Source organism: Sorangium sp. So ce124 (assembly GCF_051525235.1).
Lineage (GTDB): Bacteria > Myxococcota_A > Polyangia > Polyangiales > Polyangiaceae > Sorangium > Sorangium atrum.
Genome location: NZ_CP150312.1, coordinates 5548723 through 5573656 on the forward strand (window position 1 = coordinate 5548723; position 24934 = coordinate 5573656).

Annotated in this window: 16 protein-coding genes; 8 read left to right on the forward strand and 8 right to left on the reverse strand. The window is 73.1% G+C overall.

Annotation, left to right across the window (positions count from 1 at the left end; all coding sequences use genetic code 11):
• Window positions 1-15: 15 nt before the first annotated feature.
• From WMF19_RS20715 to WMF19_RS20730, 4 genes are all read right to left on the reverse strand, one after another.
• Window positions 16-3519 (reverse strand): sulfatase-like hydrolase/transferase, encoded by a 3504-nt coding sequence (locus WMF19_RS20715; RefSeq protein ID WP_437900678.1) that lies wholly within the window; start codon window positions 3517-3519, stop codon window positions 16-18.
• Window positions 3516-3992: a transcription elongation factor GreA gene (gene greA / locus WMF19_RS20720; RefSeq protein WP_272099218.1), complete on the reverse strand. Its 477-nt coding sequence runs from the start codon at window positions 3990-3992 to the stop codon at window positions 3516-3518. The genes WMF19_RS20715 and greA overlap by 4 nt, the downstream gene beginning before the upstream one ends.
• Before the next feature lie 111 nt (window positions 3993-4103).
• Window positions 4104-4418, reverse strand: coding sequence for a hypothetical protein (locus WMF19_RS20725; protein ID WP_437900679.1), 315 nt, complete (start codon window positions 4416-4418; stop codon window positions 4104-4106).
• Window positions 4415-5278, reverse strand: a complete 864-nt coding sequence (locus WMF19_RS20730) for an outer membrane protein assembly factor BamD (protein ID WP_437900680.1) — start codon at window positions 5276-5278, stop codon at window positions 4415-4417. Before WMF19_RS20730 ends, WMF19_RS20725 begins: the two co-directional genes overlap by 4 nt.
• A gap of 119 nt (window positions 5279-5397) precedes the next feature.
• Here WMF19_RS20730 and WMF19_RS20735 point away from each other — a divergent pair, with 119 nt between their 5' ends.
• Entirely contained in the window at window positions 5398-6891 is a 1494-nt protein-coding gene (locus tag WMF19_RS20735) for a sigma-54-dependent transcriptional regulator (protein WP_437330298.1), read from the forward strand.
• 20 nt (window positions 6892-6911) lie between these two features.
• Here the strand turns inward: WMF19_RS20735 and WMF19_RS20740 are convergent, their stop codons facing one another.
• Entirely contained in the window at window positions 6912-8456 is a 1545-nt protein-coding gene (locus WMF19_RS20740) for an ATP-binding protein (RefSeq protein ID WP_437900682.1), read from the reverse strand.
• 255 nt (window positions 8457-8711) lie between these two features.
• Between WMF19_RS20740 and WMF19_RS20745 the strand changes: the two genes are divergently transcribed.
• The 5 genes from WMF19_RS20745 (at window position 8712) to WMF19_RS20765 (ending at window position 18245) form a co-directional block, all read left to right on the forward strand.
• Window positions 8712-9362, forward strand: a complete 651-nt coding sequence (locus tag WMF19_RS20745) for a transaldolase family protein (protein WP_272099225.1) — start codon at window positions 8712-8714, stop codon at window positions 9360-9362.
• Between the two features lie 6 nt (window positions 9363-9368).
• Complete coding sequence (locus tag WMF19_RS20750) at window positions 9369-10937, forward strand: methyltransferase domain-containing protein (RefSeq protein ID WP_437900683.1); 1569 nt, start codon at window positions 9369-9371, stop codon at window positions 10935-10937.
• Between the two features lie 183 nt (window positions 10938-11120).
• Complete coding sequence (locus WMF19_RS20755) at window positions 11121-12104, forward strand: hypothetical protein (RefSeq protein ID WP_437900684.1); 984 nt, start codon at window positions 11121-11123, stop codon at window positions 12102-12104.
• 105 nt (window positions 12105-12209) lie between these two features.
• The gene (locus WMF19_RS20760) at window positions 12210-16325 is read left to right on the forward strand and encodes a hypothetical protein (RefSeq protein WP_437900685.1); all 4116 of its coding nucleotides are present in this window, start codon (window positions 12210-12212) and stop codon (window positions 16323-16325) included.
• A gap of 240 nt (window positions 16326-16565) precedes the next feature.
• Window positions 16566-18245: a hypothetical protein gene (locus WMF19_RS20765; RefSeq protein WP_437900686.1), complete on the forward strand. Its 1680-nt coding sequence runs from the start codon at window positions 16566-16568 to the stop codon at window positions 18243-18245.
• 17 nt (window positions 18246-18262) lie between these two features.
• Here the strand turns inward: WMF19_RS20765 and WMF19_RS20770 are convergent, their stop codons facing one another.
• The 3 genes from WMF19_RS20770 to WMF19_RS20780 all read right to left on the reverse strand — a co-directional run bounded on the left by WMF19_RS20770 (window position 18263) and on the right by WMF19_RS20780 (window position 21324).
• The gene (locus WMF19_RS20770; RefSeq protein WP_437900687.1) at window positions 18263-18511 is read right to left on the reverse strand and encodes a hypothetical protein; all 249 of its coding nucleotides are present in this window, start codon (window positions 18509-18511) and stop codon (window positions 18263-18265) included.
• A 53-nt stretch (window positions 18512-18564) separates the two neighbouring features.
• Window positions 18565-19836: a hypothetical protein gene (locus WMF19_RS20775; RefSeq protein WP_437900688.1), complete on the reverse strand. Its 1272-nt coding sequence runs from the start codon at window positions 19834-19836 to the stop codon at window positions 18565-18567.
• A gap of 123 nt (window positions 19837-19959) precedes the next feature.
• Complete coding sequence (locus tag WMF19_RS20780) at window positions 19960-21324, reverse strand: hypothetical protein (RefSeq protein ID WP_437900689.1); 1365 nt, start codon at window positions 21322-21324, stop codon at window positions 19960-19962.
• 284 nt (window positions 21325-21608) lie between these two features.
• Between WMF19_RS20780 and WMF19_RS20785 the strand changes: the two genes are divergently transcribed.
• Window positions 21609-23516 carry a L,D-transpeptidase gene (locus tag WMF19_RS20785; RefSeq protein WP_437900690.1) on the forward strand — a complete coding sequence of 636 codons (1908 nt, stop codon included), beginning with the start codon at window positions 21609-21611 and terminating at the stop codon, window positions 23514-23516.
• Window positions 23517-23876: 360 nt separating this feature from the next.
• Window positions 23877-24902: a tetratricopeptide repeat protein gene (locus WMF19_RS20790; RefSeq protein ID WP_272099242.1), complete on the forward strand. Its 1026-nt coding sequence runs from the start codon at window positions 23877-23879 to the stop codon at window positions 24900-24902.
• The last annotated feature ends 32 nt before the right edge of the window (window positions 24903-24934 follow it).

The following is a 24934-nucleotide window of genomic DNA, read 5'->3' on the forward strand; positions in this document are numbered from 1 at the left end:
TCGCGGCCTGCGGCGTCAATCTGGCCGGTGAGCGGCGGGTGCTTCGTCGTCCGAGCGCGCCGGCGCCCCGGCCTCGTCGGGCGACCAGGGCGCAGGCGGCGGGGGCGGGATCTCGTCGGCGAGCGGGACGACCGCGCACGCGGACACCTCGACGTTCTGGGTCGCGTACACAACGAAATCGCCGTAATTGCCGGCCTGCGCGCCCGCCGCGGGCGGCAGCGTCGCGAACGCCTCGGTCGGCTCGCTCCCCGGCGGGATCGCGAGCGTGACCGCGCGCTCCGCGTCGAGCTCCGGCGCGCTGGCCGGGACGAGCGACGCGCCGTCCCGCTTCGGCGGGCGCCAGCCGCGCGTGGGCCTGCCGAACCGCACCTCGCCGGGGCGGCCGTCGTCGGTCCGCGCGCGGCAGATGACGCGCACGCCCTTGCCGTTGCCGGCCTTCGGGATCACGACGCCGAGGCCCACCCCGCTCTTCGCGAAGCGGCGCAGGCGGCCGAGATCGCGCTCGCGCGGCCCGCCGAGCAGGTCGAGGATGTCGGCCCGGAGCGCGAGCCCGAGCCCCCCCGGAAGCGGATCGGGCGTGCCGAGCATGCGCAGGAGCGGCGCCCGGAGCTCGGGGCCGGCGCCGAGCTTCACGAGGGCCTCGGCGATCGCGACCCGCGCGGTCTGGTACGGCTCCTGGCTCAGCCGCTCCGCGAGCGCCGGCCGCGCGGCGTCCTCGCCGATCGCCGCGAGCGCGGCCGCGGCGTACGGGCGGAGCCGCACGTCGCCGAGCGCCGCGATGAGCGGCGGCAGCGCCGCCTTCACCCGGATCTTGGCGAGCGCGTCCACGATCTCGCGCGCCCGCTCGAACGAGGTCACCTCGCCCGCGTCGGCGCCGCCGTCCTGCTCGGGGCCGCGGACCACCTGCCGCAGCCACGCCACGAGGACGTCGTCGCCGCGGCGATCGCCCGACTCCGCCAGCGCGAGCGCCGCGAGGCGCCGCCACTTGCGATCGCGATCGACGACGAGATCGCGGGTGAGCGGCGCGCCCTCGCCGAGCCGCGTGAGGGTCAGCGCCGCCCAGCGCCGCACCTCGTCGTCCTCGTCGCGCACGAGCGCGAGGCGCAGCGAGGGCGCCGCCTCGGAGCGGCGCAGATCGAACAGCACCTCGCCCGCCTTGCGCCGGATGGCGACGTCCGCGTCGTCGAGCAGCGCCGCGACCTCCACGACCGCGTCGGCGTCGCCCGCGATGCCGCGGCGGAGCGCGTCGGGCCAGCCCTTGCCCTCCTGCCGGAGGCCGCGGACCTCGTAGCGCCCGTGCGACGCCTCGATCGCGCGCAGCTCCGACCGCATCGCGCCGAGCTCCGCCGGGCGCAGCGCGGAGACGTCCTCCTGCTGGCGCGGATCGGTCGCCACGTCGTAGAGCGCGCACGCGCCGATCTTGCGCGCGCAGACGAGCCGCAGCGTGCCCTTGGCGAGCAGCGTCTGCGCGTCCGTCTCGGCGAAGGCGAAGCCCGGGAGCGAGGGCGGCCCGCCCGGCGGGGCCGCCTTGCCCTGCTCCGCCGCCTCGTCGCCCGAGGCGAGCAGCGGCCCGAGATCGGCGCCGCGCACGCGCGCCGGCCTCGGGATGCCGAGCCCCGCGAGCACCGTCGGCAGGAGATCGACGAGCTGCACCGGCGCCCGGACCACGCGGGGCGAGAGCAGGCCGGGCGCGCTCACGACGAGCGGCACGCGCGCCTGCTCCTCGTACACGGTCGTGCCGTGGTAGCGGCCGCCGTGCTCGCCGAACTCCTCGCCGTGATCGGCCGTGACGATCACGACGGCGTCCGGGCGCCCCTTGCGGACCTCGTCCACGATCGCCCCCACCCCCGCGTCCGCCACGGCGATCTCCGCGTCGTAGCGGTCGATGTCGCGGTCGCCGAGCGGGTGCTCCGGGTGCGCCTCGTACGGCTCGTGCGGCTCGAAGAGGTGCACCCACATGAACGCGCGCTGCTCCGGCCCGAGCCCGCCGAGGTAGCTCCGCACCTGCTCCAGACGGAGCTGGGCGCTCGCGAACTCGACCTTCCGGTACTCGAAATCGAGCGCCCGGTCGCGCAGCGCGCCGAAGCGCTCGCCGTCGATGAAGAACACCGCCGGCGGGTAGAAGCCCGCCGTCTTGTAGCCGTAGCGGCGGAGGTGCTGCGCGAAGGTCTCGGAGTCCTCGCCGAGACCTTGCAGCACGAGCGGGCGGATGTACTTGCCCGTCATGAGCGACGACACCGCGTACGACGTGTGCGGCGTCGGCGTGTACGCCGCGTCGAACCGCACGCCCTCGGCCGCGAGGCGATCGAGGTTCGGGGTGATCTTCCTGTCGTAGCCGTACGCCCCCACGTGGTCGGCGCGCAGGGCGTCGATGCTGATCAGCACGATGTCGCGCCCCCGCAGATCGATGGCGTGCCCGCTCGCACGCTCGTCGAGCGGCGCGGCGTCGAGCGCCTCGGGCGGCGACAGCACGGCGGCGAGCTCGATCACGTGGCCGAGCAGCGGGCTGTGCGTCGCGTAGATCAGCCGGATGTTGTCCGCCAGCGCGAGCCTGTCCGCCGCGCCGGGCGCGAGCGCGGCGCCGAACGCGAAGAGGACGAGCGCGAGCGCCGCGCGCACCAGCCTGGGCGAGCGCCGCCCGTGCGCGTCCTCCAGGCGAGCGGCGCGCGCAGGCAGCGCCGGCGTCGCGAAGGTCGCCGCCGCGAGCGTGAGCGCCGCGAGCCCCAGGTGGAAGGCGGCGTAGAGGCGCGGCAAGACGCGCACGTTCGCGACCTCGAGCAGCACGATCGCGCAGATCGCCGCGAGGAGGAGCCACCTGCCGGCGGCCGCGGCGCGCGCCCGCTTCAAGGCGCGCGCGGCGCGCGGCGCCGCGGCGAACGTCGCCGCGGCGGCGAGGAGCGCGAGCGCCGCGATGAAGGGCGCGCGCCGGCCGCCCTCGAGCATGCGCCCCGTCGAGACCCCGAAGGCCACCGCGCCGCCGAACGCGCCCGCGATCAGCGCTGCCGCGGCGCGGAACGCCTTGCGCTCGGCGCGCATGACGATCTCGAGCACCGCGCCGAGGACGGCGGCGCACGGCGCCGCGGCCGAGAGCGCGAGCGGCAGGAGGTCGCGCAGGGCGCGGCCGAGCTCGTAGGGCCCGAGCAGCTCTCGCCACCGCCACGCGCCGACGACCAGGAGCTCGGCGAGCGCGAGCGCCGCGATCGCGAGGTAGGCGTCCGCCATGCGCCACCCGATCTCCGTCTCCAGCTTCCGCGGAGGCGCGTCGGAGTTCCCGCTCGGGAACGTGGCGCGGCTCGGCGCGGGCGCCGGCGTGGACGGGCGCGCCGGCCCGGTCTGCGGGCGCGGCGCCGCCGGGGCCCGGTGGCCGGCAGGCCCCGGTACGACGCCCTCCCCGGCGGCCGTCGTGTCAGGCCGGCTCCCCAGCAGGGGCCGCCCGGAGGGCACGGGCCCCCCGGGAGGCCGGCCGGCGCCCCCATGGCCCCGCGGGCGCATCGGAGCGGCCCCGTTGCGCTCGGTCATGCGAAGGAGACTTCGAGGATCTCGTACGTGCGCGGCCCGGCCGGCATGTTCACGCGGACCTCCTCGCCGACCTCATGGCCGAGCAGCGCGCGCGCGAGCGGCGACGCGATGGAGATGCGCCCGACCTTGAGATCGGCCTCCTCGGGCCCGACGATCTGGAAGCTCTGCTCCTCGTCCGTGTCCACGTTCGCGAGCTTGACCTTGGCGCCGAACTGGACCTTGCTGCCGCTCAGCTTCGACGGATCGATCACCTCGGCGCGCGAGAGCGTCTGCTCGAGGTAGCTGATGCGGGCGACGATCATGCCCTGCCGCTCCTTGGCGGCGTGGTACTCGGCGTTCTCGGAGAGATCGCCGTGCTCCCGGGCCGTGCCGATGTCCTTGACGACCTGCGGCAGGTCGATCTCTTTCAGCCGTCGCATCTCTTCGCGGAGCCGCGCTTGCCCCTCGGGCGTCATCGGTACTTTCTCGGACATGGTGGGACGCTTTTAGCATGGCTCCCGGCCGGGAGACGACGGCCCTGGGCGCGCCGATCGCCCGAGGCGCCAGGCGCCCGGACCGCAGCGCGGGCTCCGCGCCGCCGTCGCCTAGCCTCGCCAGCGGACGATCTTCCGCGGCAGCCGCCGCGCATGGGCGTCCGCTGACTTGGTCGCGCTCCGAACGAGGGCCGCCGCCGTCTTGGAGAGCTCCTCGGGATGCGGTCCGCCGTGCGGGACGGCCGCGGCGTCCACCGTCGCCGTGGCCGCGCCGGTCGCCTCGGCGACCCGCACCTCGACCGGGACGTCCGCGGCCGGGAGCCGCACGAGGCCCCGGTACACGAACTCCCCTGGCGTATCTCCGGCGCCGGTCTGCTCCAGCACGTAGCGCGCGCCGGAGGACGGCCGCCCGACAGCCTGCGTCACAGCTGCGGCCCCGCGGGGGCGCGGCCCGACGCCGCCTTCTTGGCAGGCGCGCCGCGCGGCCGGCCGGCGCCCATCTCATCCAGGAACCGGCGCGCGGTCACGGCGAACGGGCCGCCCCAGTCCCGGATGACCGACTCGAACACGGCGCGCGCCTCGTCGGGCTTCTTCATCTTGAGGAGCGTCTCGCCCTTGAGGACGAGCGCCTCCGGATCGAGCCCGGAGCCCGGGAAGCTCCGCAGCGCGTAGTCGATCCGCGCGAGGGCCGCGTCGAACGCGTCTTCCTTGAGGTAGTAGCGCGCGACGTAGAGCTCGTGGCGCACGAGCCGCCCCGTCACGACCTCGAGCATGTAGGCCGCGTCCTCGCGGTAACGGCTGCGCGGGTACTGCCGGAGGAACGTCCGGATCTCCTTGTAGGCCTCGAGCGTGGTCGCCTGATCGCGCTCCTCGGCCGGCGGCAGGAACACCGTGTCGTCGATGTCCAGGTAGAGCGCCTTCGCCATCCGGTACTTCGCGTACTCGACGTTCCGGTCCGTCCGGTGCTCCTGGATGAACGCGCGGTACTCCGAGATCGCCTCCGGGTACTTTCCCTGCTCGAAATCGAGATCCGCGATCCTGAGATCGGCGAGCCGGGCGTAGCGGCTGTAAGCGAAGAGCCGCTTCACCTCGCCGAAGAGGGCGCGCGCGTCCTCCCAGTCCTTGGCCTGGAAGGCGGCCATCGCCTCGTTGTAGGCGGCGCGCGCGTCCTCGGTGTACGTGAGGGTCGCGGTGCGGCCGTCGTTGAGCTCGAAATCGCAGCCCACGAGCCCGCCGAGGGCAGCGAGGCACCCGGCGAGGGCGAGGACAGCGGCGGAGGGTCTCATCGAGCAGGCCTCGTACCCAATCCGGCGCCGGCGCGCCAGGGCTTCCGCCGCGGGGCCGGGCCTGTGCTCCCTCGCTCCCCGCGTCGTGGCGCACGGCTGAGCTGGGGTATGGTCGACCCATGCCCGCTTCCTCTCCGCCGCCCGCCGCCCCGCCCGGAGGCGCCGCCGCGCCCACCGTGCTCGTGGTGGACGACGAGCGCAACATCCGCCGCACCCTCGCCCTGGTGCTGCAGGGCGAGGGCTACCAGGTCGCGGAGGCGCCGAGCGCCGAGGCGGCGCTGGAGCTGCTCGCGCACGGCGACAGCCCCGTCGACCTCGCCCTGGTCGACCTGCTCCTGCCTGGCATGAACGGCCTCGATCTCCTCCAGCGCGTGCGCCAGGACGACGCCACCCGCGAGCTGCCGGTGATCGTGATCAGCGGCCACGCGACCGTCAACGACGCCGTGAAGGCCATCAAGCTCGGCGCCAGCGACTTCTTCGAGAAGCCGCTGAACCGCGAGCGCGTCCTCGTCGGCGTGAAGAACGCGCTGCAGAACTCGCGGCTCGCTCGGGAGGTCGAGGACCTCAAGGCGCAGGTGCAGGCGCGCTACGAGATGATCGGCCAGAGCGCGGCGATGCAGCGGCTGTTCAAGGAGATCGATCGCGTCGCGCCCACGAAGGCGAGCGTGCTCATCACGGGCGAGAGCGGCACGGGCAAGGAGCTCATCAGCCGCGCCATCCACCGGCTGTCGCCGAGGGCGCGGGGCCCCTTCGTCCGGGTCAACTGCGCCGCCATCCCGCGCGAGCTCATCGAGAGCGAGCTCTTCGGCCACGAGCGCGGCGCGTTCACCGGGGCGAGCGGACCGAAGCGGGGCTTCTTCGAGCAGGCCCACGGCGGCACGCTGTTCCTCGACGAGATCGGCGACATGGACCTCGCCGCCCAGGCCAAGGTGCTGCGCGCGCTGCAGTCGGGCGAGATCTGCCGCGTCGGCAGCGAGCACAGCCGGCACGTCGACGTCCGCGTGCTCGCCGCGACGAACAAGGACCTCTCGCGCGAGGTCGCCGCGCTGCGCTTCCGCGAGGATCTCTTCTTCCGCCTCGCCGTGTTCCCCATCAAGAGCCCGGCGCTGCGCGACCGCATGGACGACCTGCGCGCGCTCGCCGACGCGTTCATGGCGGCGTTCTGCAACGAGAACGGCCTCAAGCAGAAGGGCATCGATCCCATGGTCTACGCCGCGCTCGAGCGCCGGAGCTGGCCTGGCAACGTCCGTGAGCTCAAGAACGTGATCGAGCGCGCCGCGATCCTCTCGGGCGACGTCGTCACGATCGCCGATCTCCCGGAGGATCCACACGAGAACCCGTTCGAGGACGACGCGCAGGGGGCCGCCGGAGACGGCCCGGCGGCGCCCCCCGGCGCGGCCGAGCCGCCCGCGGGCGCGGCCCGCCACGAGCCGGAGCGCCCTCGCCTCACGCTCCGCGAGTTCCGCGATCGGGCCGAGCGCCGCTACATCGTCGAGGTGCTGGCCAGCCTCGACTGGAACATCTCGCGCGCGGCCGTGCTGCTCGGCGTCGAGCGCACGAACCTCCACAAGAAGATCCGCGCGTACGGCATCAAGCGAGGTGAGGCGCCGTAGGCAGGGCCTGCGCGTCCCGCCTACGCGGCCCCCTCGAGCGCCCTGCGGACGGCGCGGAGGAGCGACTCGGCCGTGAAGGGCTTCCCGAGCACCGCGGCGCCTGGCCGGACGGCGAACGGGCCGTCGAGGGCGTCGCCCGTGTAGCCGGACATGAAGAGCACCTTCATGTCCGGCCTGAGCTTGACGAGGCGAGCGGCGAGCTCGCCTCCGGACATCTCGGGCATCAGCACGTCGGTGAGCAGGAGGTCGACGCGCCCGCGCTGCGCCTCGCAGACGCGCAGCGCCTCGCGCGGCCCGCGCGCCGTCAGCGTCGTGTAGCCGTGCTGCCCCAGGATCCGGCTCGCGAGCGTGACCACCGCGTCCTCATCGTCGGTGACGAGCACCGTCCCGCCCTCGCCCGGGCGCGGCGCGGCGCGGCGCTGGTGCGCGGCGCGCGCGCGCCGCGAGGACGCCCCGCGCGCGGAGAGCGGCAGGTAGATCTCGACGCGCGTGCCCTGTCCTGGCTGGGAGGCGAGCTCGATGTGGCCGTGCCACTGCTTGACGATCCCGTACACGGTGGCGAGCCCGAGGCCGGTCCCCTTCCCCCTCGGCTTCGTCGTGAAGAACGGCTCGAAGGCGCGCGTCCGCACGTCGTCGCACATCCCGCTGCCGGTGTCGCTCACGACGAGGCGCGCGTACCGGCCAGGCGGGACCGCCGGGTGCGCGTCGTGCAGGCCCCCCGCAGCGCCGACGCGGACCGCGCGCGTCTCGATCGACAGCCGGCCGCCGCCTTGCATCGCGTCGCGCGCGTTCAGCGCGAGGTTCATCACCACCTGCTCGAGCTGCCCCGCGTCCGCCAGCACCCGGCAGGCCGACGGACCGACCGCGATCGCGAGATCGATGCTGCCGCCGACGGCGGCGCGGAGCGCGCCATCCATGCCGCGCACGACGTCCCGCAGATCCAGCACGACCGGCTGCGCGAGCCCCCGCCGGCTCACCGTGAGCAGCTGCCGCGTCAGCGACGCGGCCCGCTGCGCGGCGCGCTTGATCTCCGCGAGATCCTTCTGCACGGGGCTCTGCTCGTCGAGCTCCTCGATCACCAGGCTCGTGTAGTTCAGGATGATCGCGAGCAGGTTGTTGTAGTCGTGGGCGATCCCGCCCGCGAGCCGCCCCACCGCTTCCATCTTCTGCGCCTGGCCGAGCTCCTCCGAGAGCTCGCGCCGGCGATCTTCGGTGCAGCGCACGGAGGAGACGTCGACGATGGCCCCGACCACGAGCCGCTCGCCGCGCGCTTCCGCGACGGTCTCGGTCCTCATCACCCGGACCGCCGACCCATCGCGGCGCGTGAGGAAGCCCTCGACCACGCCGGCCGACGTCGGCGTCGCGCCCGCCGCGCCCCCGCCGAGGAGGAGATCGGCCGCCGCGAGCGCCTCCTCCCGCGAGCCATAGCCGAGCAGCCGGGCGAGCACCTCGTTGCAGTCGACGAGCTGGCCGCCGGGCGCGGCGACGTAGAGCCCCGCCGGCGAGCAAGCCGCGAGCAGCGGGCTGTGCGCCACCGGATCCCTCGACGATCGTCCGCTGCTCATCGACGCATTGCCGTGGAGAAACGTTCCGTCGGAGAGACATCTCCGACAACCAGAACTGAAGCGCGGACTCCCCGTCTTTGCAACGTCGTTCACACCGGCCGCACCGCGAGCGTCACTGCAGGGCGGCGCGGCGAGCCGCGCAGCGTGGACGGTGTCTCCGTCTGCCCTTCTGCCCTTCTCCTCTTCTCCTCTTCTCTATTGCATCGAACTGGCCTAGACCGCGCCGGGGCTCGAGCGAGCCCGCTGGAGCGATCCATGTTCTTCCTCGACAGCTCGAACCCGGACGAGATCAAGGAGCTCTTCTCCTGGGGCGTGCTCGCCGGCGTGACCACGAACCCCCTCATCCTCTCGCGCGACGCGGGCTGCGTCGATCTCGAGCGGCGCATCCGCGAGGTGCTCGCGGCGTCGGCGGGGCCCGTGTCGGTCGAGCTGACGAGCGAGGACGAGGCGGCGATGCTCGACGAGGCCCGCGGCTATCACGCGTGGGCGCCCGAGCGGATCTGCATCAAGGTGCCGTTCGGCGACGTCGGCCTCAAGGTGACGCACGCCCTCGCGAAGCGCGGCGTGCGCACCAACGTCACGTGCGTGATGAGCTTCAACCAGGCGTACCTCGCGGCGCTCGCCGGCGGCGCGTACGTCTCGATCTTCAGCGGGCGCATCCGCGACATGGGCTACGCCGCGACCCCGGTCATCGAGCGCACGCGCGCGAGGCTCGATCGCGAGCGGCTGGGCGCCGAGATCATCGTCGGCTCGATCCGCCACCTCATGGACGTGAACGAGGCGCTCGACGCCGGCGCGCACATCGTGACCGTGCCTCCCGCCATCTTGCGGAAGATGCTCCACAACCCGAAGACCGAGGAGACGATCCGCGAATTCAACGCCGCCTGGGAGAAGCGTGCTAAGTAGCCGCGCGTGAACGCCGAGCCCGGCCACGCGCGAGCAAACGGGGACGACGGGGACGACGGGGAAGATCGCGGGCCGCGCCCTCTCGATCACGGGGACGCCCCGGGCCGGCGCTCGCCGCCCCGCGCCGCGCCGGAGGCCCTCGCCGGGCGCAAGTACGCGGTCGAAGAGGTGAACCGGGCCCTCGTCGCCGCCGCCGGCCGGCCTCGGACGGTGCTCGACGTCGGCTGCGGGATCGGGCTCAACGGCGCGGCCGTCAAGCGCACGGGCGCGCGCGTGACCGGGATCGAGATCGCGCCCGGCTCGCTCGCGCGCGCCGGCGCGGCGCTCGACGAGGTCCTCGCCGCCGACATCACGAGCGACGCCGCCGTGCGCGAGGCGCTCGGCGACCGGCGCTTCGACCTGCTCCTGTTCGCCGACGTCCTCGAGCACACCGCCGACCCGCTCGCCGTGCTCTGCCGCTTCCTGCCCCACCTCGAGGAGGACGGCCACGTCATCGTCTCGCTCCCCAACGTCGCGGCATGGCCGGTGCGCCTCGGCCTGCTCGCCGGCCGGTTCGACTACGAGCCGAGCGGCATCCTGGACGACACGCACCTCCGCTTCTTCACCCGCGCGTCGGCGGTCCGGCTCATCGAGCGCGCCGGGCTCGAGGTGCTCCGCGTCGAGCAGAACCCGATGCTCGTCCGCGGCGCCAAGGGGCTCATCCTCCGCGGCCTCGGCGCGGGCGACGACCCCACCGATCTCGCCAGCTCGCTCCCCTACAAGGCGTATCACGCGCTCGTCCGCCCGCTGGAGGACGTTGTCGCCGACCGCGCGCCCGGCCTCCTCGCGTTCCAGCACGTGATCGTCGCCCGGAAGCCGCCGCGCCCGCGCCGGATGCGGCTCACCGTCGGCATGCTGACCATGGATGAAGAGGAGAGCGTCGGCGCCATGATCGGCGAGATCAGGAAGGCCGCGCCCGACGCGGAGATCCTCTGCGTCGACAGCTCCACCCGGGACAGGACCTCCGAGATCGCGGCCGGCCTCGGTGCGCGCGTGCTCCGGCAGGTGCCGCCCCGCGGCCACGGGCCGGCCATGGAGCTCCTCATGTACAGCGCCGCCGCCCGGAGCGATCTCCTCATCTACCTCGATTGCGACTTCACCTATCCGGCCGAGAACATCCCCGTGCTCAGGCGCCTCGTCGAGGAGGAGGGCGCCGACGTGGTGAACTGCGCGCGCACCCGCACGAGGCCGGCGGCCATGCCGGTCCCGAACTACATCGCCAACCGCGCCTTTGCCGCCATGACACACGCGATGCACGGCATCCCGACGTCGGACGTCCACAGCGGTATGCGCGCCTACCGCTGCTCGGTGATTCGCGCGTTCGATTTCGACGGTGAGGGCGACGCGTTGCCCATCGACACGCTGCTCTTCCCCGCGAAGTGCGGCTATCGCGTGGTGGAGATGCCCATCGAGTACAACGAGCGGGTCGGCACCTCGAAGCTGCGCAAGCTGGCTGGCACGGTGTGGACCATGATTCGCCTGCTGCGCGCGCTCCCCGTCGGCGCCCGGCTCGGCGACCGCTACGAGCGCCGCTAGGCGTCGCGCCGAGCTCCGCAGGGCGTCGCGCTCATCGGGGCGTGACGTGAATGTGGCGATAGCGACGCGGTGCGGCGTCACCTCGACCGCGTGGTCATCGCATTTCCGCCGCCTATACTCCGCACCTTGCAACACCGAAGGAGGCAAGAGATGCGGTTTTTGAAGTGGTTTTGCGTACTAGGTGTGTCCGCATTGATGGGCTCGGCGGCGGGGGCGGGGTGCGGGGGCGATGACGCCGGCGAGACGAGCTCGAGCTCAGCAGGGGGGACCGGCGGCGGGGCTCCTGGCGACTGCACGCCGAAGAACCCGGTCTGCACGGCTGTCGCTTCCGATTGCATTGCCGTCCACGACAATCAGGGCGCGACCAAGTTCGGTCTGCGGATGGCGCAGCTGACGGTCACGAAGCCCGACGTGCTCGCGGTCGGCTATATCGCCCGCCTCGTCGCCGAGGGCCTGACGATGAATCTGCCCGTGTGCAACTTGAATGGCACCGGGACCTTTTCCTGGTTGCTCGAGTTCGACACGGCGACCGGCAAGCTGCGCACCGGCGGCGCGATGCCCACGAGCGACCCGCTCGCGGGCTACTGCTTCGCCAACATGTCTGCAGGCGAGTTCGAGATCGCGCCGAAGGAGCTCGACGCCCCCCTGACCGACGGCGCATGGAGCGGCGCGGCCGACATCCTGAACGTCCCGATCTTCCTGGACACGGGCGCGGGAGACGCGGCCGCCGAGCCGATCGTCCTGCCCATGCACGAGGTGCAGCTCACCGACGCGAAGGTGTCGGCGGACAACAACTGCATCGGACGGTACAACCGCGAGGGGCTCGACCCGACGGAGGCCTGCCTCCCCGGCCCGGACGGCGATCCCCCTGCGTTCATCAACGGCGGCAAGCTCACCGCGTTCATCACGCTGGAAGAGGTCGATCGGGTGATCATCCCCGGGATCGAGCAGAGCCTCTGTGTCGTGCTCTCGGGCGATATCGGAGAGTACGGCACCGGTGAGACCCCGAATACGTGCAAGCGCGACGAGAGCGGCAAGATCGTGCTGAAGGGCGACTGGTGCAGCGCGACGAACTCGGCCGCGACGGACGACTGCGCCGACGCCTATGCGCTTGGCGGCGAGTATGCCGCGAGCGCGGTCAAGATTACCGGTCTCTGTCCGCAGTAGCGCTTGCGGGGGGCTCTCCGGGGAGCGTACGATCTGTCGTGGCGTCCTGAAGCCCGCGCCCAGCGGGCGCGGCGCTGCGGGTCGTGCTCCCCCGGAGGGTTCCTTATGCCCCGCCTCATCAAGCATTTCTCCGCCATCCTTGCTCTCCTCATCATCGCCGGATGCGCCGCTTCGGGCGGCGGGTGCGCCGGCTGTGGAATGACCCCCCTCCCCGCCGGCTTCAAGCCCGCGGATCGCATCGAGAACGCCGGCGCGGCGCGGCTCACGCAGTCGGGCGTCGAGTTCCTCGAGCAGAACCTGGGTGTCCTCGGGCGCGCGCTGCTCGGGGGTGGGGACGGCGGCGTGATCACGTTCTCCATCCCCAGGTCTTCTGGGACCGGCTACACGGTCTGTCCCGGCGGAGCCGACCCGAACGCGAGCCCGCCCAGGTGCACGGCGGAGATCGACGTGGGGAGTGCAGCGCTCCAGATCGAGCCGAGGACGCCGCATAACCTGCGAATCCGGGGATCTCTGCCCGTGCGCCTGCAGAACCTCCCGATCCTGGTCAACCTGCTCATCACGGACAGCACGGTCATCGCGACCCTCAACGGCAACGACGCGTGCCCGCCCGACGACCAGACCTTCACGAACATCAACCTCGACGTCGAGCTCTCCGTCGAGATCGACGTCAATCCGCAGCACTCGCGGCAGGGCTACTCGCGCGTCAAGATCGTCCGGCTCGACATCGGCAAGGATCAGCTCGAGTCGAGGCTGCGGCTCAACTGCGGCGACTCCATCGCCGGCGACATCCTCGATTTTCTGCGCCCCATCGTCCTCCCCCTCCTGACCGGCTCGCTCTCTGAAACGCTGAAGGCCCAGCTCGACCAGCAGCTCTGTCTGAAGGCGGATCCGACGCAGGACCAGGCCTGCCCCGACGGCACGAACGACATCGGCGGCGTCTGCCGCTACGGCACACACGCGAACGACGAGTGCGCCTCGATCCTGCTCGGGGTCGAGGGCCACATCGATCTCGGCCGGCTGCTCGCGAGCATCTCCCCCGGCACGCAGGGCGGGTTCGACCTCCTGCTCGCCGGCGGCGGCATGAGCGAGCGGGACGACGGCTCCGATCTCGCGTGGGGCGACCTCAACCCGGTCGGCGACGGGCTCACCCTTGGCCTCTATGGCGGCGCCGAGCCGGTGCCGACATCGAAATGTGTGCCGCTGTCGAACATGGCGCTCCCGGCGGGCATCCCGATTCCCGATGAGCTCGTCGCCAATACCGTCTCCGACTGGCCAGCCGACCTTCCCGGCCCTCACGTCGGTCTCGCGATCTCCGAGCGTTTCGCGAATTATGCCATGAACGGTCTCTACAACAGCGGCCTGCTCTGTCTCGGCATCTCCACGGAGACGGTGCCTCTCCTCAACTCTGGCACGCTGGGGCTGCTGACCCCTTCCGCAAAGGATCTCGCGCTGCAGCGCGAGTCGCAGCAGGTCGCTGTCGTCATCCGCCCGCAGGCGCCGCCTCGGGTCACCTTCGGCGATGGCACGAACGGAAGTGACGACCCGCTGATCCGCATCCGGCTGGACCGGGCGAGCTTCGATTTCTACATCTGGTCGCTCGACAGGTTCATCCGGTTCATGACGGCGACGTTCGATGTGGACGTGCCCATGAACCTCTCGGTCACCCCCGAGGGTCTCACGCCGGTGATCGAGGCGCTCAGGGTCGAGAACGGCGAGGTGACGAACAACGGGCTGCTCCGGGAGAACCCCGAGAACATCGCGGAGGCGCTGGGCGGCCTCCTCAGCGGTCAGCTCGGGCAGCTGATCGGCGGCGGCATCCCGGCGATCGATCTCGACGGGCCGCTCTCGGCGCTCGGGCTCTCGCTGGTCATCCCGGAGTCGGCCGAGGGCGCGGGCTCCCCCGGCCTGCGGAAGCTCACGAAGGGGCAGGACAACTACCTCGGCATCTTCGCGGCGTTCGGAACGACGGCGCAGCAGCGCTCCCCGAGGAGCGACACGCAGGCCGAGCTGAGCCGCAAGGAGGTGCGCGCCGAGGGGCTCCGCCTGCCCACGATGACCCGCGACAACGGGCCGACGGCGCGGCTCGTCATGAGCTCGCCGCTCGACGACGGCACGCGGGCCGTCGAGTACTCGTACCGGATCGACAGCGGCGTGTGGCGCCCGTTCAGGCGCGAGCGCGTCGTCGACCTGCACGACGACTGGCTGCGGCTCCCGGGGCGTCACGTGATCTCGGTGCGATCTCGGATCGCGGGCGCTCCCCTGTCGCTCGATCCCACGCCGGCCACCGTCGAGATGGTGGTCGACGTCGATCCGCCGGTCATCTCCGTCGGCGCCGCGGTGGACGGCCGGGTGCCGCTCGAGGTGAGCGATCGGGTCTCGGACGCCGCGCGCGCGAAGGTGCGCGTGCGGCTCGATGACGGCGCGTGGTCGCCCTGGTCGACGGCGGCGGAGACGACGTCGGTGGACGTGGGCGACGCCGTCGAGATCGAGGTCGAGGCCGTGGACGAGGAGGGGAACCTCGGCACGGCGCGGCAGGCGATCCTCCGCGGCCGGGTCCCCGTCGACCCGGCCGCGGGCTGCGGCTGCGTCATGGCTGGCGGCGCCGGCGAGGCGCCGTCGGGCGTCCGCTGGCTCGGCCTCGCCGTCGCGGCGGCGGCCTTGCGGCTCGCGCGGCGCGGCGATCGGGGCTCGTCGCCTCGGCGCCCTGCGCGGCGCGGCGCTCGCGGCGTGAAGGGCGCGCTGGCCGGGGCCGCCGTCGTCGCGCTCCTCGGCTCGCACGCCGGATGCTCGTGCAGCGAAGAGCCGGAGGCGGTGGAACAGGGGTGCGTCGCGCCCGACTGCACGACGCTGGAGCACGGGCTCATCGGCGCGTACACCTCGGTCGCGGTCGCCGCCGACAAGCGCACGGTCTGGGTCGCCGGCTACGCGGAGGCCGACTGGCGCAACGCGTTCGCGTGGGGCGACCTCGTGGTCGGCACGTGGGACGGCGAGGCGGTCGCGTGGGAAGCGATCGACGGGGTGCCCGCGGAGCCCCCGGTCGACCCGGCCCGGTTCGACGTGAGCGGGTTCCGCGGGGGCCAGACCGAGCCCGGCGACGACGTCGGCCTCTGGACGTCCATCGCGGTCGGGCCGGACGGAAACCCGGCGGTGGCCTACTACGACCGCACGAACCGCGCGCTCAAGTTCGCGCAGCGGCAGGGAGACACGTGGGCGGTGAGCTTCGTGCAGCAGGCGCCGAGCAGCGATATCGGCCGCTACGCGAAGCTGCTCTTCGTGAAGGAGTTGCCCGTCATCGCCTACCTCGCGATGGAGCCCGGCGAAGGCGGCTCGGTCACGTCGAGCGTCCGGATCGCGACCGGCGAGAGCGCCTCGCCCGGGGAGGGCGCGTGGCGGTTCGAGGACGTGGCGAAGGACGAGGCGACGCCGTGCCGCGCGTTCCTCTGCGGCGCCGGGGCGAAGTGCATCCGGAGCACGGGGCGCTGCGCGACGCCGCTCGCGGCCGGCGACTGCGAGCCGGGGTGCGCCTCCGGGCAGGCGTGCATCGACGACGGCGGCTCGCCGGCGTGCGCCGCGATCTCCGACGGCAACCGGCTCGAGACGTACCCCGAGGCGATCGGCGACTACATCGCGATGGCGCCCGACGATGCGGGCGGGTTCGGCCTGGCGTTCTACGATCGCATCCACGGCGACCTGGTGATCGCGTCGAAGTCGATGGGCGCGTGGGAGACCCGCATCGTGGACGGCGCGGCGCCGGACGGGACGGACACGGGCGACGTGGGCATGGGGACGTCGCTGTTCATCGATCGCGCTGGCGACTGGCACCTCGCCTACGCGGACGGCCGCTCGGAGGGGCTGCGGTACGCGCGGGTGAAGGGAGGCACGGAGGTCGAGCCCTCCGAGGTGGCGGACGACGGGCTCGGGATCGAGGGCGCCCCCTTCGAGGACGGGCAGCACCTCATCGGCGACGACGCGAACGTGTTCGTGACGGCGGCCGGGGAGGTGCGCATCAGCTACCAGGACGCGACGAGCGGGACCCTGCGGCTCGCGATCGGGACGAAGAGCGGCGACGGCCACAGCTGGCTCATCCGGGCGATCGATCAGGAAGGCTTCGCGGGCGCCTTCTCGCGGATCGTGGAGGTGGACGGGCGGCTGCTCATCGCGAACTGGTGGCGCGTCGGCGGACAGACCACGAAGGGAGACGTGGCGCTCGTCGCTCCCTGAAGCGCGCGCCGGGGCGCGAGCGCCTGGGCCGTGAGATGACCGGATCGCCGCGTGCGGCGTCCCCCTGGAGCGCTCGGCCGACGGATCGCCGTTGAGCAGGCGATCCGCCGACTGGGTATGCTCCTGGGTCGGCGCGGCCAGGGCGCGGGTGCGCCTTCTGCGAGGATCTGCAGGCAGAGCGAAGCGTCACAGGAAAGGCTTGGGACGATGAGAGCGACGGAACGAACGAGCAGCAACGCGGTGAGCAACGCATCTGCGCCATCCGGTGGAGCGCAGGACCAGGCCGGCGCGCCCGCGCGGCGCGCCGCGCGGCGGCGGATCGGCGTCCCGTTCTCTCTGTGGCTGCTCCCCGCCGCGTCGGCCGTCGCGGCGCTGCACCTCGCCGGGTGCTGGCCGCTGTCCTACGCCGAGGATTGCAAGGAAGACTCGAGGTACTGCCCCCCCGAGCCGACGGGCGGCGGCAACGACCCTGGCCCCACGTGCGAGCCGGACCCGACCCAGGACGCGAGCACAGTGGTGGACCGGTGCGCGGTGTTCGCGAGCGCGGGCGCGGCGTCCGGAGGAGACGGGACGAAGGCGAGGCCGTACGCGTCGCTCTCGGAGGCGATCGCGAGCGCGAACGGCAAGCGGGTGCTCGTGTGCTCGAGCGGAGTGTTCGAGGAGAGCGTCACGGTCAATGCGGCCATCGAGGTGATCGGCGGCTTCGACTGCAACGCGGGCTGGACGTGGAGCCCGGCGGCGCGAAGCACCCTCGGAGGGCCCGCGAACAAGGTGGCGCTCACGCTGACCGAGGACGCGGGCGGAACACGGGTGCGGAGCTTCACGATCAGCGCGGCCAACGCGACGGCTACGGGCGGGTCGTCGATCGGCGTGGCGGTCGCGGACATCGACGCGCAGCTCGATCACGTCGACGTCATCGCAGGCAACGGGATGAACGGCGCGAACGGCGAGACGCCGGCGGTCGCGCAGGACGGCGCGAACGCGCTGGAGGACGTCTCGAGCGCGTGCCTCGTGGCGGTCTACAGCGGCCAGCCCGGCGTGACGACGTGCGAGGACGGCGAAACGAGCGGCGGCGTCGGCGGCCTGGGAGGACAACCCGCGGTGGATGAGGGGCGCGGGCAGACCGGTGGCGACGGCACGCCTCCGGCGGTCTCCCCGACCGAGCTCGGCCTCGGCGGCATCGGACACGGACAGACGGGGGGAACGGGAGAGACGACCGAGTGCAGGGACGGCGCGAGCGGCGCGAGGGGCGCCTCCGGCAGCGCTGGCGCAGCGGGCGACCGCACCACGCTGACGCTGGTCGGCGTCACCGGGGGTGACGGCGGCGCAGGCGTCAACGGGACGCGCGGTCAAGGCGGCGGCGGGGGCGGGGGCGCGAAAGCAGGACGCTTCTGCATGGCCAGCGGAGGTGGCTACATCGACGGCGCGGGCGCAAGCGGCGGCGGCGGAGGGGCCGGCGGCTGCGGTGGAACGGGAGGCGGCGGTGGCAAGGCCGGCGGGTCGAGCGTCGGGATCCTCAGTCTTGGGACCAAGCTGGCGCTGACCGATGTGACGATCGCCGTCGGCAAGGCGGGCAATGGAGGCGAGGGCGGGGGTGGAAGCCCCGGTGGCTCGGGCGGCATGGGGGGCAAGGGGGGGAGTCGCGTCGCCGGCGCCGGCTCGCTCGCGGGTTGCATGGGCGGCAAGGGCGGTGCGGGCGGCGATGGCGGCGCTGGCGGCGGCGGCCGAGGCGGCCACGCGGTGGGCATCGCCTACAAGGTCACGCCCAGCCCCGCGGCCGCCGAGGTGCCGTTCACCGGAGGCACGGCTGGCAACGGCGGCTCCGCCGGGCTCGGTGGCTCCCCCGGGAGCGACGGCACGGCCGGGGTGAGCGGCGCCTGCTGGGATTTCGCCGGCAACACGAGCTGCCCGCAGCAGTGATCGGCGCCGACGCGCCGTCAGGCGACCAGCGACGCCGCGCCGATCTCCGCCGTCGCCGGGCCGCTCACGCGCGCGCGCTCCGCGGCCACGAGATCGAGGAGCTCTTTCCGGGTCGCCTGCCCGCTGTCGAGCAGCGCGCGCATCGCGCCGTCGACGCAGCCCTTCGCCCGCGCCAGGCGGGGAGCGCTCTCTCCGCCCTCCCGCGCGGTCAGCATGTCGTGCAGCATCCGCCTGAGCCCCGCCATCGCTTCGGTCTTCGTGCGCATCGCCATCACCTCGCCCGATCGGCCTAGCGGAGGCGGCGCGATCCGGCCAAGTTTCAGGCGCGCGGCAGCTTGCCCAGCGCGAGGTCCGCAGCGTCGCGCTCGATCCCCGCGAGCGCGACCCCCGGGCCCTTCCGCGGGACGAGCACCACGCGGCAGCGACCGCGCGTCGCCGTCTCCAGGTGCGACAGCCCGAAGTCGAGCGCCGCGCCGAAGGCGAAGACGAGCGCGCCCATGCCGAGCAGCTCCGGGGAGCCCGCGCGCGCGCCGTCGACGAGCAGCGACATGCCCAGGTACGTCCCCAACCCCAGCGCGACGAGCCCTGCGTAGAGGGCGAGCCGCGGGTAGCGCACCTCGCGCGTCGCCCGGAGGAGCGCCTCGACCGGGATGTACGTCTCCCGCTCCCGCAGCGTCCGGCCGAACAGCTCTGTCCGGCTCCGGACGGTCACGCCCTTCGGGCCGACCTCGAGCGCGGCGGGCCGGCGGTACCGCAGAAGGAACCGCCCGGCGAGCCGGAGGACGTGCATCACGAGCAGGATCCCCGTCGCCGCCAGCAGCACGAGCGCCACCGGCCCGCGCGGCGGCGGTGACAGCTCGCCCGCGAGCCGCGCCGTCGCCCCGCCGTCGCGCTCCGGCGCCCACCTCTCGTCCCCGGCGGCCCCGGCGCCCTCCTGTGCGGCCCCGCTGGCGCTCGGCGCGCGGCTCGGCCGCCTGCCGGGCGAGAGCGCGTCGCGCAGCAGCGAGCGCACGATCGGATCGCGCACGTCGTCCACCAGCGCCGCGGCCTCGGCGCGCGCGTCGGGCGAGGTGCTCCCCCGCACCGCCGCCGCGGCGATGATCGCGCCCGCCCGGCCGAGCTGCGGCAGCGCGCCCTGGTCGGCGCGCCGCACCAGCGCGGCGATCGACCGCCAGAGGCCCGCGGCGCGCTCGCCCAGCGCGGCGTCCAGCGCGGTCAGCGCGTCGACGGAGGTGTACGTCGCCAGCCAGACGAGCGCCTCGGCGACGCGGCCCTCCGCCTCCGGCCCGTCGGGCGGTGAGAGAGCGACCCCGCGCGCGAGCAGCGTGGCCAGGAGCACCCGGGTCGCGCTCCCCGCGCCCTCGCTCGTGCCGCGCTCGAGCGCCCGGACCACGTTGCCGAACCGGGTCTCCGCGTCGGCGACCGACAGTCCCGCCCGGTCGACGAGCTCCGCGAGGCCGCCCTCCAGGGTCGTCCGCCGCTCATCCGCGGCGGCAAAGGCCGCGGTGTGGACGACCCGCGCGAGGTCGTCGCCGCGGGGGTGTCCGGCAAGCTCATCGAGCACGGCGTACGGAGAGTGTTCGGGCGTCATCGGCGCGGGCTGGTCGGATTAACTGAACGCCGCCGCTTTGGCTAGTGTTCCGCGCGGCCCGGGCGGCACTCCGCCCCGGCACGGCCACTCTCGCCCCGGCGCAGCCGCTCTCGCCCCGGCGCGCTACGGCTTCCGCGCGCCGCCCTGCTCCAGAAGCGCCTTCTCCACGAACCCCATGATCAGCTTGAGCTGCCGGTTCGTGACGTGGAGCTTCGACCAGATGACCTTCCTGTCGGTGTTGAAGGCGATCTCATCCACCACATCGATCCTCGTGATCCCCAGGTCGATGGTCCGGATCGCGTTCAAGGTCTTCGTGAGCTCCTGCGCGTGAACCAGCGCATCTTCAGCGGATTCATCGCCCGCCGTGAGGGCGAGGTCCGCGCCCCCATCCTTGGTCGGCGTGACGGTGAGCCGCATCCACGCGAGGCTGCGCGGGATCGCCTGGACCCCGCGGAAGGCGTTCGCGGGCGTGAGCATCGAGATGACGATGCCTGCCGCCGAAGATTTGTTGAATCCTTTCATGGACTTCAACTTGGACAGCTGATCTTCTTCAGCAGCGGGAAGGACCACGAGCAGGCGCCGGTCCGGGACCATCGCGAAGATGCGCTTGCTGCGGTCGGCGGTGGCCCGGGCGGCGGGGACGGGGGCGTCTTCGATCCACGAGCCGTTCGATCGCTGCACGATGACGTCGACCGCCGCGCGCATGGTCTCCTCGGGCGCCCGGTAGTCCATGACCGCGACGACCTTGCTGGAGTCGCGGAGCTGCGGCCCGGCAATGAGGAGGTGGTCGATGTCCCGGATCGGGTCGACGGCGGTGTCGCTGAAGAAGGACTGCCACTGGGGGATGGTCGTCAGGATCCGGCCGAACCACGCGCCGAGCTCGTGGCTGCGGAGCCGGTCGCCGGCGATGAGCACCTGGACGTTCGGATCCTTCGACGCGAGCTTGCCCGGCGCGCCCGCGGCGCTCAGCGGGGTCCGCAGGTTCGGGTGATCGCCGTCGTTCTCCGTGCCCCCGTCGCCCGACGCGTCCGGGCCTGCGTCGCCCGGCGGCTTCCGGCGCGGCCGTTCGGGCGCGCCCGCGTCCGGCGCCTCCGGCGAGGCGCTCGCCGACGCAGTGGGCGGCGTCGCGGGCGACGGCGTCGCGGGCGCGGCGGCGCCCGCCCCGGAAGGCGCCCCCTCACCGCCGCTCGCGGAGGGCGCCGCCGCGACCGCGCTGGGGTCGTCCGCGAGGAGATCCAGATCGATCGGCACGATCGTCTCGCCGGCGTCGTAGTCGGCCAGCTCGCCCCGGAGCGCGAACATCGCGTCGAGCCACGCGAACAGCGGGGTCGGGAGCAGGGGCAGGTGCAGGAGCGCCGCGACGACGGCCGCGGTGACGAGCGCGCGCCTGGATGCGGCGCGAACGAGCGGAACCGCCGCGGTGCCACGGCCCACGCGCTGGGCCTCCGTCGTGTTGTTCAAGCCACGCCCCGGGGTCCGTTCCGCCACGGCGGTACCCTAGCAGCAGCCGTCCGAACGGCATCCGAGCCCCGGAGCGCGCCCTCACCGCGCGTCGCTGCTCCGTGGCACGTCGTTCGCTCGGGCGATGGTCATGCGATGCCGCCTGCCCCGGCGCCCGCCATCGCCAAATCGAGGGGCGCGCGCTCCGCAGAGAAGTGGATCGACACGTGAGTGACCAGGTACTAAGACCGCCGAGCCGACCCGACCCTACGGGTCGATCATCAGACCGCCAGGATCGGGAAGGCCGGTCCTCGCCCAACGCTGTGGATGCGATGAACCGCTCTCAGGCGCCCCGCCCCCGCGGGCAGAAGGACCCCGCTCGATCGCACGGCAGCGGCAATGTCCGCACCGACGACCTGCGGAACCCGCAACCGGCGCCGGGCGCCGGACGCGCCGGCGGCGGCGTCGTGCGCACCTCGCTCGTGTCCAGCGTGCTCGGGTTCGTCGCCGCGGCGGCCTTCGCCGGCACCGCGGCGTGGGCGAGCGGATGCCAGGGCGAGGCCCCTCCCGGCCCCTCCACCGAAGGCAACTCGCCGCCCGAGCGGACCTCGTCCCTCCCCCGCCCCGCGCCGACGTCCTCCGCGCGCGCCGCCGCGTCCGCCGAGGCGCCCAGGGAGGCCCCGGCCGCCGCGCCCTCCGAGGCCCCGGAGCCCCCCGCGCCCGACAAGCCGTACACGGGGCCGCTTCTCGGCTCGATCGTGCCGCAGGCGGCGGTCTATCCGACGATGGAGTTCTCCAAGCAGCGGCTCGGCTACATCCGGCTCGGCGGCAAGGTGCCGGTCGATCCGAAGCCCATCAAGGGCGGTAGCTGCGCCAAGGGATGGTACCGCCTCCTCGACGGCGGCTACGTCTGCGGGAGGTCGGCCACGACGGACCTGTCGAACCCGCAGGTCCGCCTCGGCATCACGCCGCCGAACCTCGACGACGTCCTCCCGTACAAGTACGCCTTCAACACGACGCACGGCACGCCCCTCTACCGCTCCGTCCCGTCGAAGGAAGAGATGATGCGCTACGAGCCGTACCTCGACTCCGCGAAGCGCAAGCGGAAGGAAGAGGAGAAGCAGCGCGCCGAGGCGCTCTACGAGGAGACCGAGAAGGAGGTCGCCGCGGCGGCCGCCGCTCGCGCAGAGGCCGCCGCAAACCCCGCGCCGGTGGCCGCGGTCGCGGCGGATCCGGCTGCAGTCGAGGACAAGGCGGCGGCCGTCGCCGAGGCCGCGTCGCTCGGCATCGCGCCGGCGCCCGTCGAGGAGGAGCCCGAGAAGCCCTGGTGGGAGAACGTCGACGACAAGGGCAGGCCGCGCAACGTCACGCTCGCCGATCTCGACAAGGACGCCGACTCGACGGTCGCGAAGCGGATGGTCAAGGGCTTCTTCGTCGCGGTCGACAAGACCTTCGGCTGGAACGGCCGCAGCTGGTACAAGACGACCGCGGGCCTCGTCGCGCCGAGCGACCGCATGTACATCATCAAGCCGCCGGCCTCGCAGGGCATCGACTTCCCCGAGGGCGCGAAGTCGGTCGGCTTCATCCTCGCGAAGTCGGCGAGCAAGTACCAGTTCGACGCCGAGAAGAAGTCCGTCACCGTGGCCGGCTCGCTCGAGCGCTTCGCGGCGTTCGGCCTCACGGGCGAGTCCCACACCCACAAGTCGACGGTCTACCGGAAGACCACCGAGGGCTGGTGGATGAAGGGCGCCGACGGGACGTACACCGATCTCGGCGCCCCGCCGTCGGATCTCGCGCCGGGCGAGAAATGGATCGACGTGAACCTGTCGCGCAAGACGCTGGTCGCGGTCGAGGGCGACAAGCCCGTCTTCGCGGCGCTCATCTCGCCGGGGAGGCGCTCGAAGGACAAGAAGAAGGATCACCCCACGCACACGGGGGTGTTCCGCATCCGCGAGAAGCACATCGCGACCACGATGGACGGCGACGGCACGGTCGCGGGCGATCTGCCCTACAGCATCGAGGACGTGCCGTTCGTCGCGTATTACGACGGCTCGTACGCCCTCCACGGCGCCTTCTGGCACGGAAACTTCGGCCGGGAGATGAGCCACGGCTGCGTGAACCTCTCGCCGCTCGACGCGAAGAAGGTGTTCTTCTGGAGCGAGCCCAGGCTCCCGCGCGGCTGGCACGGTGTCTGGGCCACGCCCGAGAACCGCGGCACGCTCGTGTCCATCCACGAGTGAGCGGGCCGCGCGCCGATCGGCCGCGCGGACGAGGACGCAGCAACACGGTGCGCTCCACCTCGCGCGGGCCGCTCGTGGACCGGCCGGACCGGGCTCTCCGCGACGCATGAGGACGCCGGACCGGGCTCTCCGCGACGCATGAGGACGCCGGACCGGGCTCTCCGCGACGCATGAGGACGAGCGCGCGTCGGAGCCGCGCCGCGCCTCGCCTGGGCCCGCCAGCGGGCCTGCCCGCCCGCCGCCCTGCCTCCGCCGGTCGCTGGAAATCCGGGCGGGTCGTGCTCGCAACAGCTTGAACGGTCGCTTTGACAGGGCTCCCTCTTGACTCGGGGCTCCCCTTCGCACACTTGTGGAGCCGCCATGGACCAGTTCTCGGCGCACCTCGACCGCGGGTGGGATCTCGTCCAGCGCGGGGACACGCGCGGAGCAGAGGCGTCGGCCCGGCGGGCGCTCGAGCTAGATCCAAACTCGCCGGAGGCTCACAACCTGCTCGGCTTCGTCGCGGCCCTCGAGGGCGAGGGCGAGGAGGCCATCGAGGCGTACCGCCAGGCGATCGCCCTCGATGACACCTACCTGGAGGCGATGCTCAACGCCGCCGAGGTGTACATCCATCCGCTCGGCGATTTCGATCAGGCGATCGAGATGTGCGACCAGGCGCTGGATCTGGCCGAGGTCGACGAGGAGATCATCGACGCGCTCCTCCTGAAGTTCGACGCGCTCCTCGGCAAGGGCGATCTCGACGAGGCGGCCCAGGTCGCGGCGAAGATCCCCGAGGGCCCCTACGACAACCCGAACCACACCTTCCTCGTCGGCCGCGCGTTCTACGAGATCGGCCAGGCTGACAAGGCCGCCGCGCTCATCGAGGAGGCGGCGCTCAAGGACCCGCGGCACGCCGAGGCCCACTACTACCTCGGCCTCATCCGCGACGAGCGGGGCGACGTCCGCGGCGCGACGCAGGCCTTCCTGCGCTCCCGCGAGCTCGACGTCGAGCTCGGCATGCCCCCCTGGGCGCCGAGCCGCGACGGCTTCGTGACACTGGCGCAGAAGACGGTCGCCGCGCTCAACCCCGTGCTCCGGCGCTACGTCGAGGGGGCGGAGCTCTACATCTCCGACGTGCCCGGGATGGAGCTCGTGGCCGAGGGCGTCGATCCCCGCGCGCTGGTCCTCCTGGACGGCCTCAACGCCGACGAGCGGGAGCGGGGCCTCCGCGGCAGCGCCGACGTCCACCCGTGCGCGCGGGTCTTCGTCTACGCCCTCAACGTCGCCCGCCTCGCGGGCAGCATCGAGGCGCTGGAGCGCGAGATCAACCTGGCGCTCGAGCGCGAGATCACCGCGACGTTCCTCGAAGCCGAGCAGAACGAGCGGACCGAGAAAGAGCTCAACTGATCGGGCGAGGGCGCTCCTCGCCACGACCACCG

Coding starts and splice junctions, on each gene's coding strand:
- WMF19_RS20775 (WP_437900688.1), bottom strand. CDS start 19,836: ATGACGCCCGAACACTCTCCGTACGCCGTGCTCGATGAGCTTGCCGGA.
- WMF19_RS20760 (WP_437900685.1), top strand. CDS start 12,210: ATGCCCCGCCTCATCAAGCATTTCTCCGCCATCCTTGCTCTCCTCATC.
- WMF19_RS20740 (WP_437900682.1), bottom strand. CDS start 8,456: ATGAGCAGCGGACGATCGTCGAGGGATCCGGTGGCGCACAGCCCGCTG.
- WMF19_RS20735 (WP_437330298.1), top strand. CDS start 5,398: ATGCCCGCTTCCTCTCCGCCGCCCGCCGCCCCGCCCGGAGGCGCCGCC.
- WMF19_RS20745 (WP_272099225.1), top strand. CDS start 8,712: ATGTTCTTCCTCGACAGCTCGAACCCGGACGAGATCAAGGAGCTCTTC.
- WMF19_RS20785 (WP_437900690.1), top strand. CDS start 21,609: ATGAACCGCTCTCAGGCGCCCCGCCCCCGCGGGCAGAAGGACCCCGCT.
- WMF19_RS20770 (WP_437900687.1), bottom strand. CDS start 18,511: ATGCGCACGAAGACCGAAGCGATGGCGGGGCTCAGGCGGATGCTGCAC.
- WMF19_RS20790 (WP_272099242.1), top strand. CDS start 23,877: ATGGACCAGTTCTCGGCGCACCTCGACCGCGGGTGGGATCTCGTCCAG.
- WMF19_RS20715 (WP_437900678.1), bottom strand. CDS start 3,519: ATGACCGAGCGCAACGGGGCCGCTCCGATGCGCCCGCGGGGCCATGGG.
- WMF19_RS20730 (WP_437900680.1), bottom strand. CDS start 5,278: ATGAGACCCTCCGCCGCTGTCCTCGCCCTCGCCGGGTGCCTCGCTGCC.
- greA (WP_272099218.1), bottom strand. CDS start 3,992: ATGTCCGAGAAAGTACCGATGACGCCCGAGGGGCAAGCGCGGCTCCGC.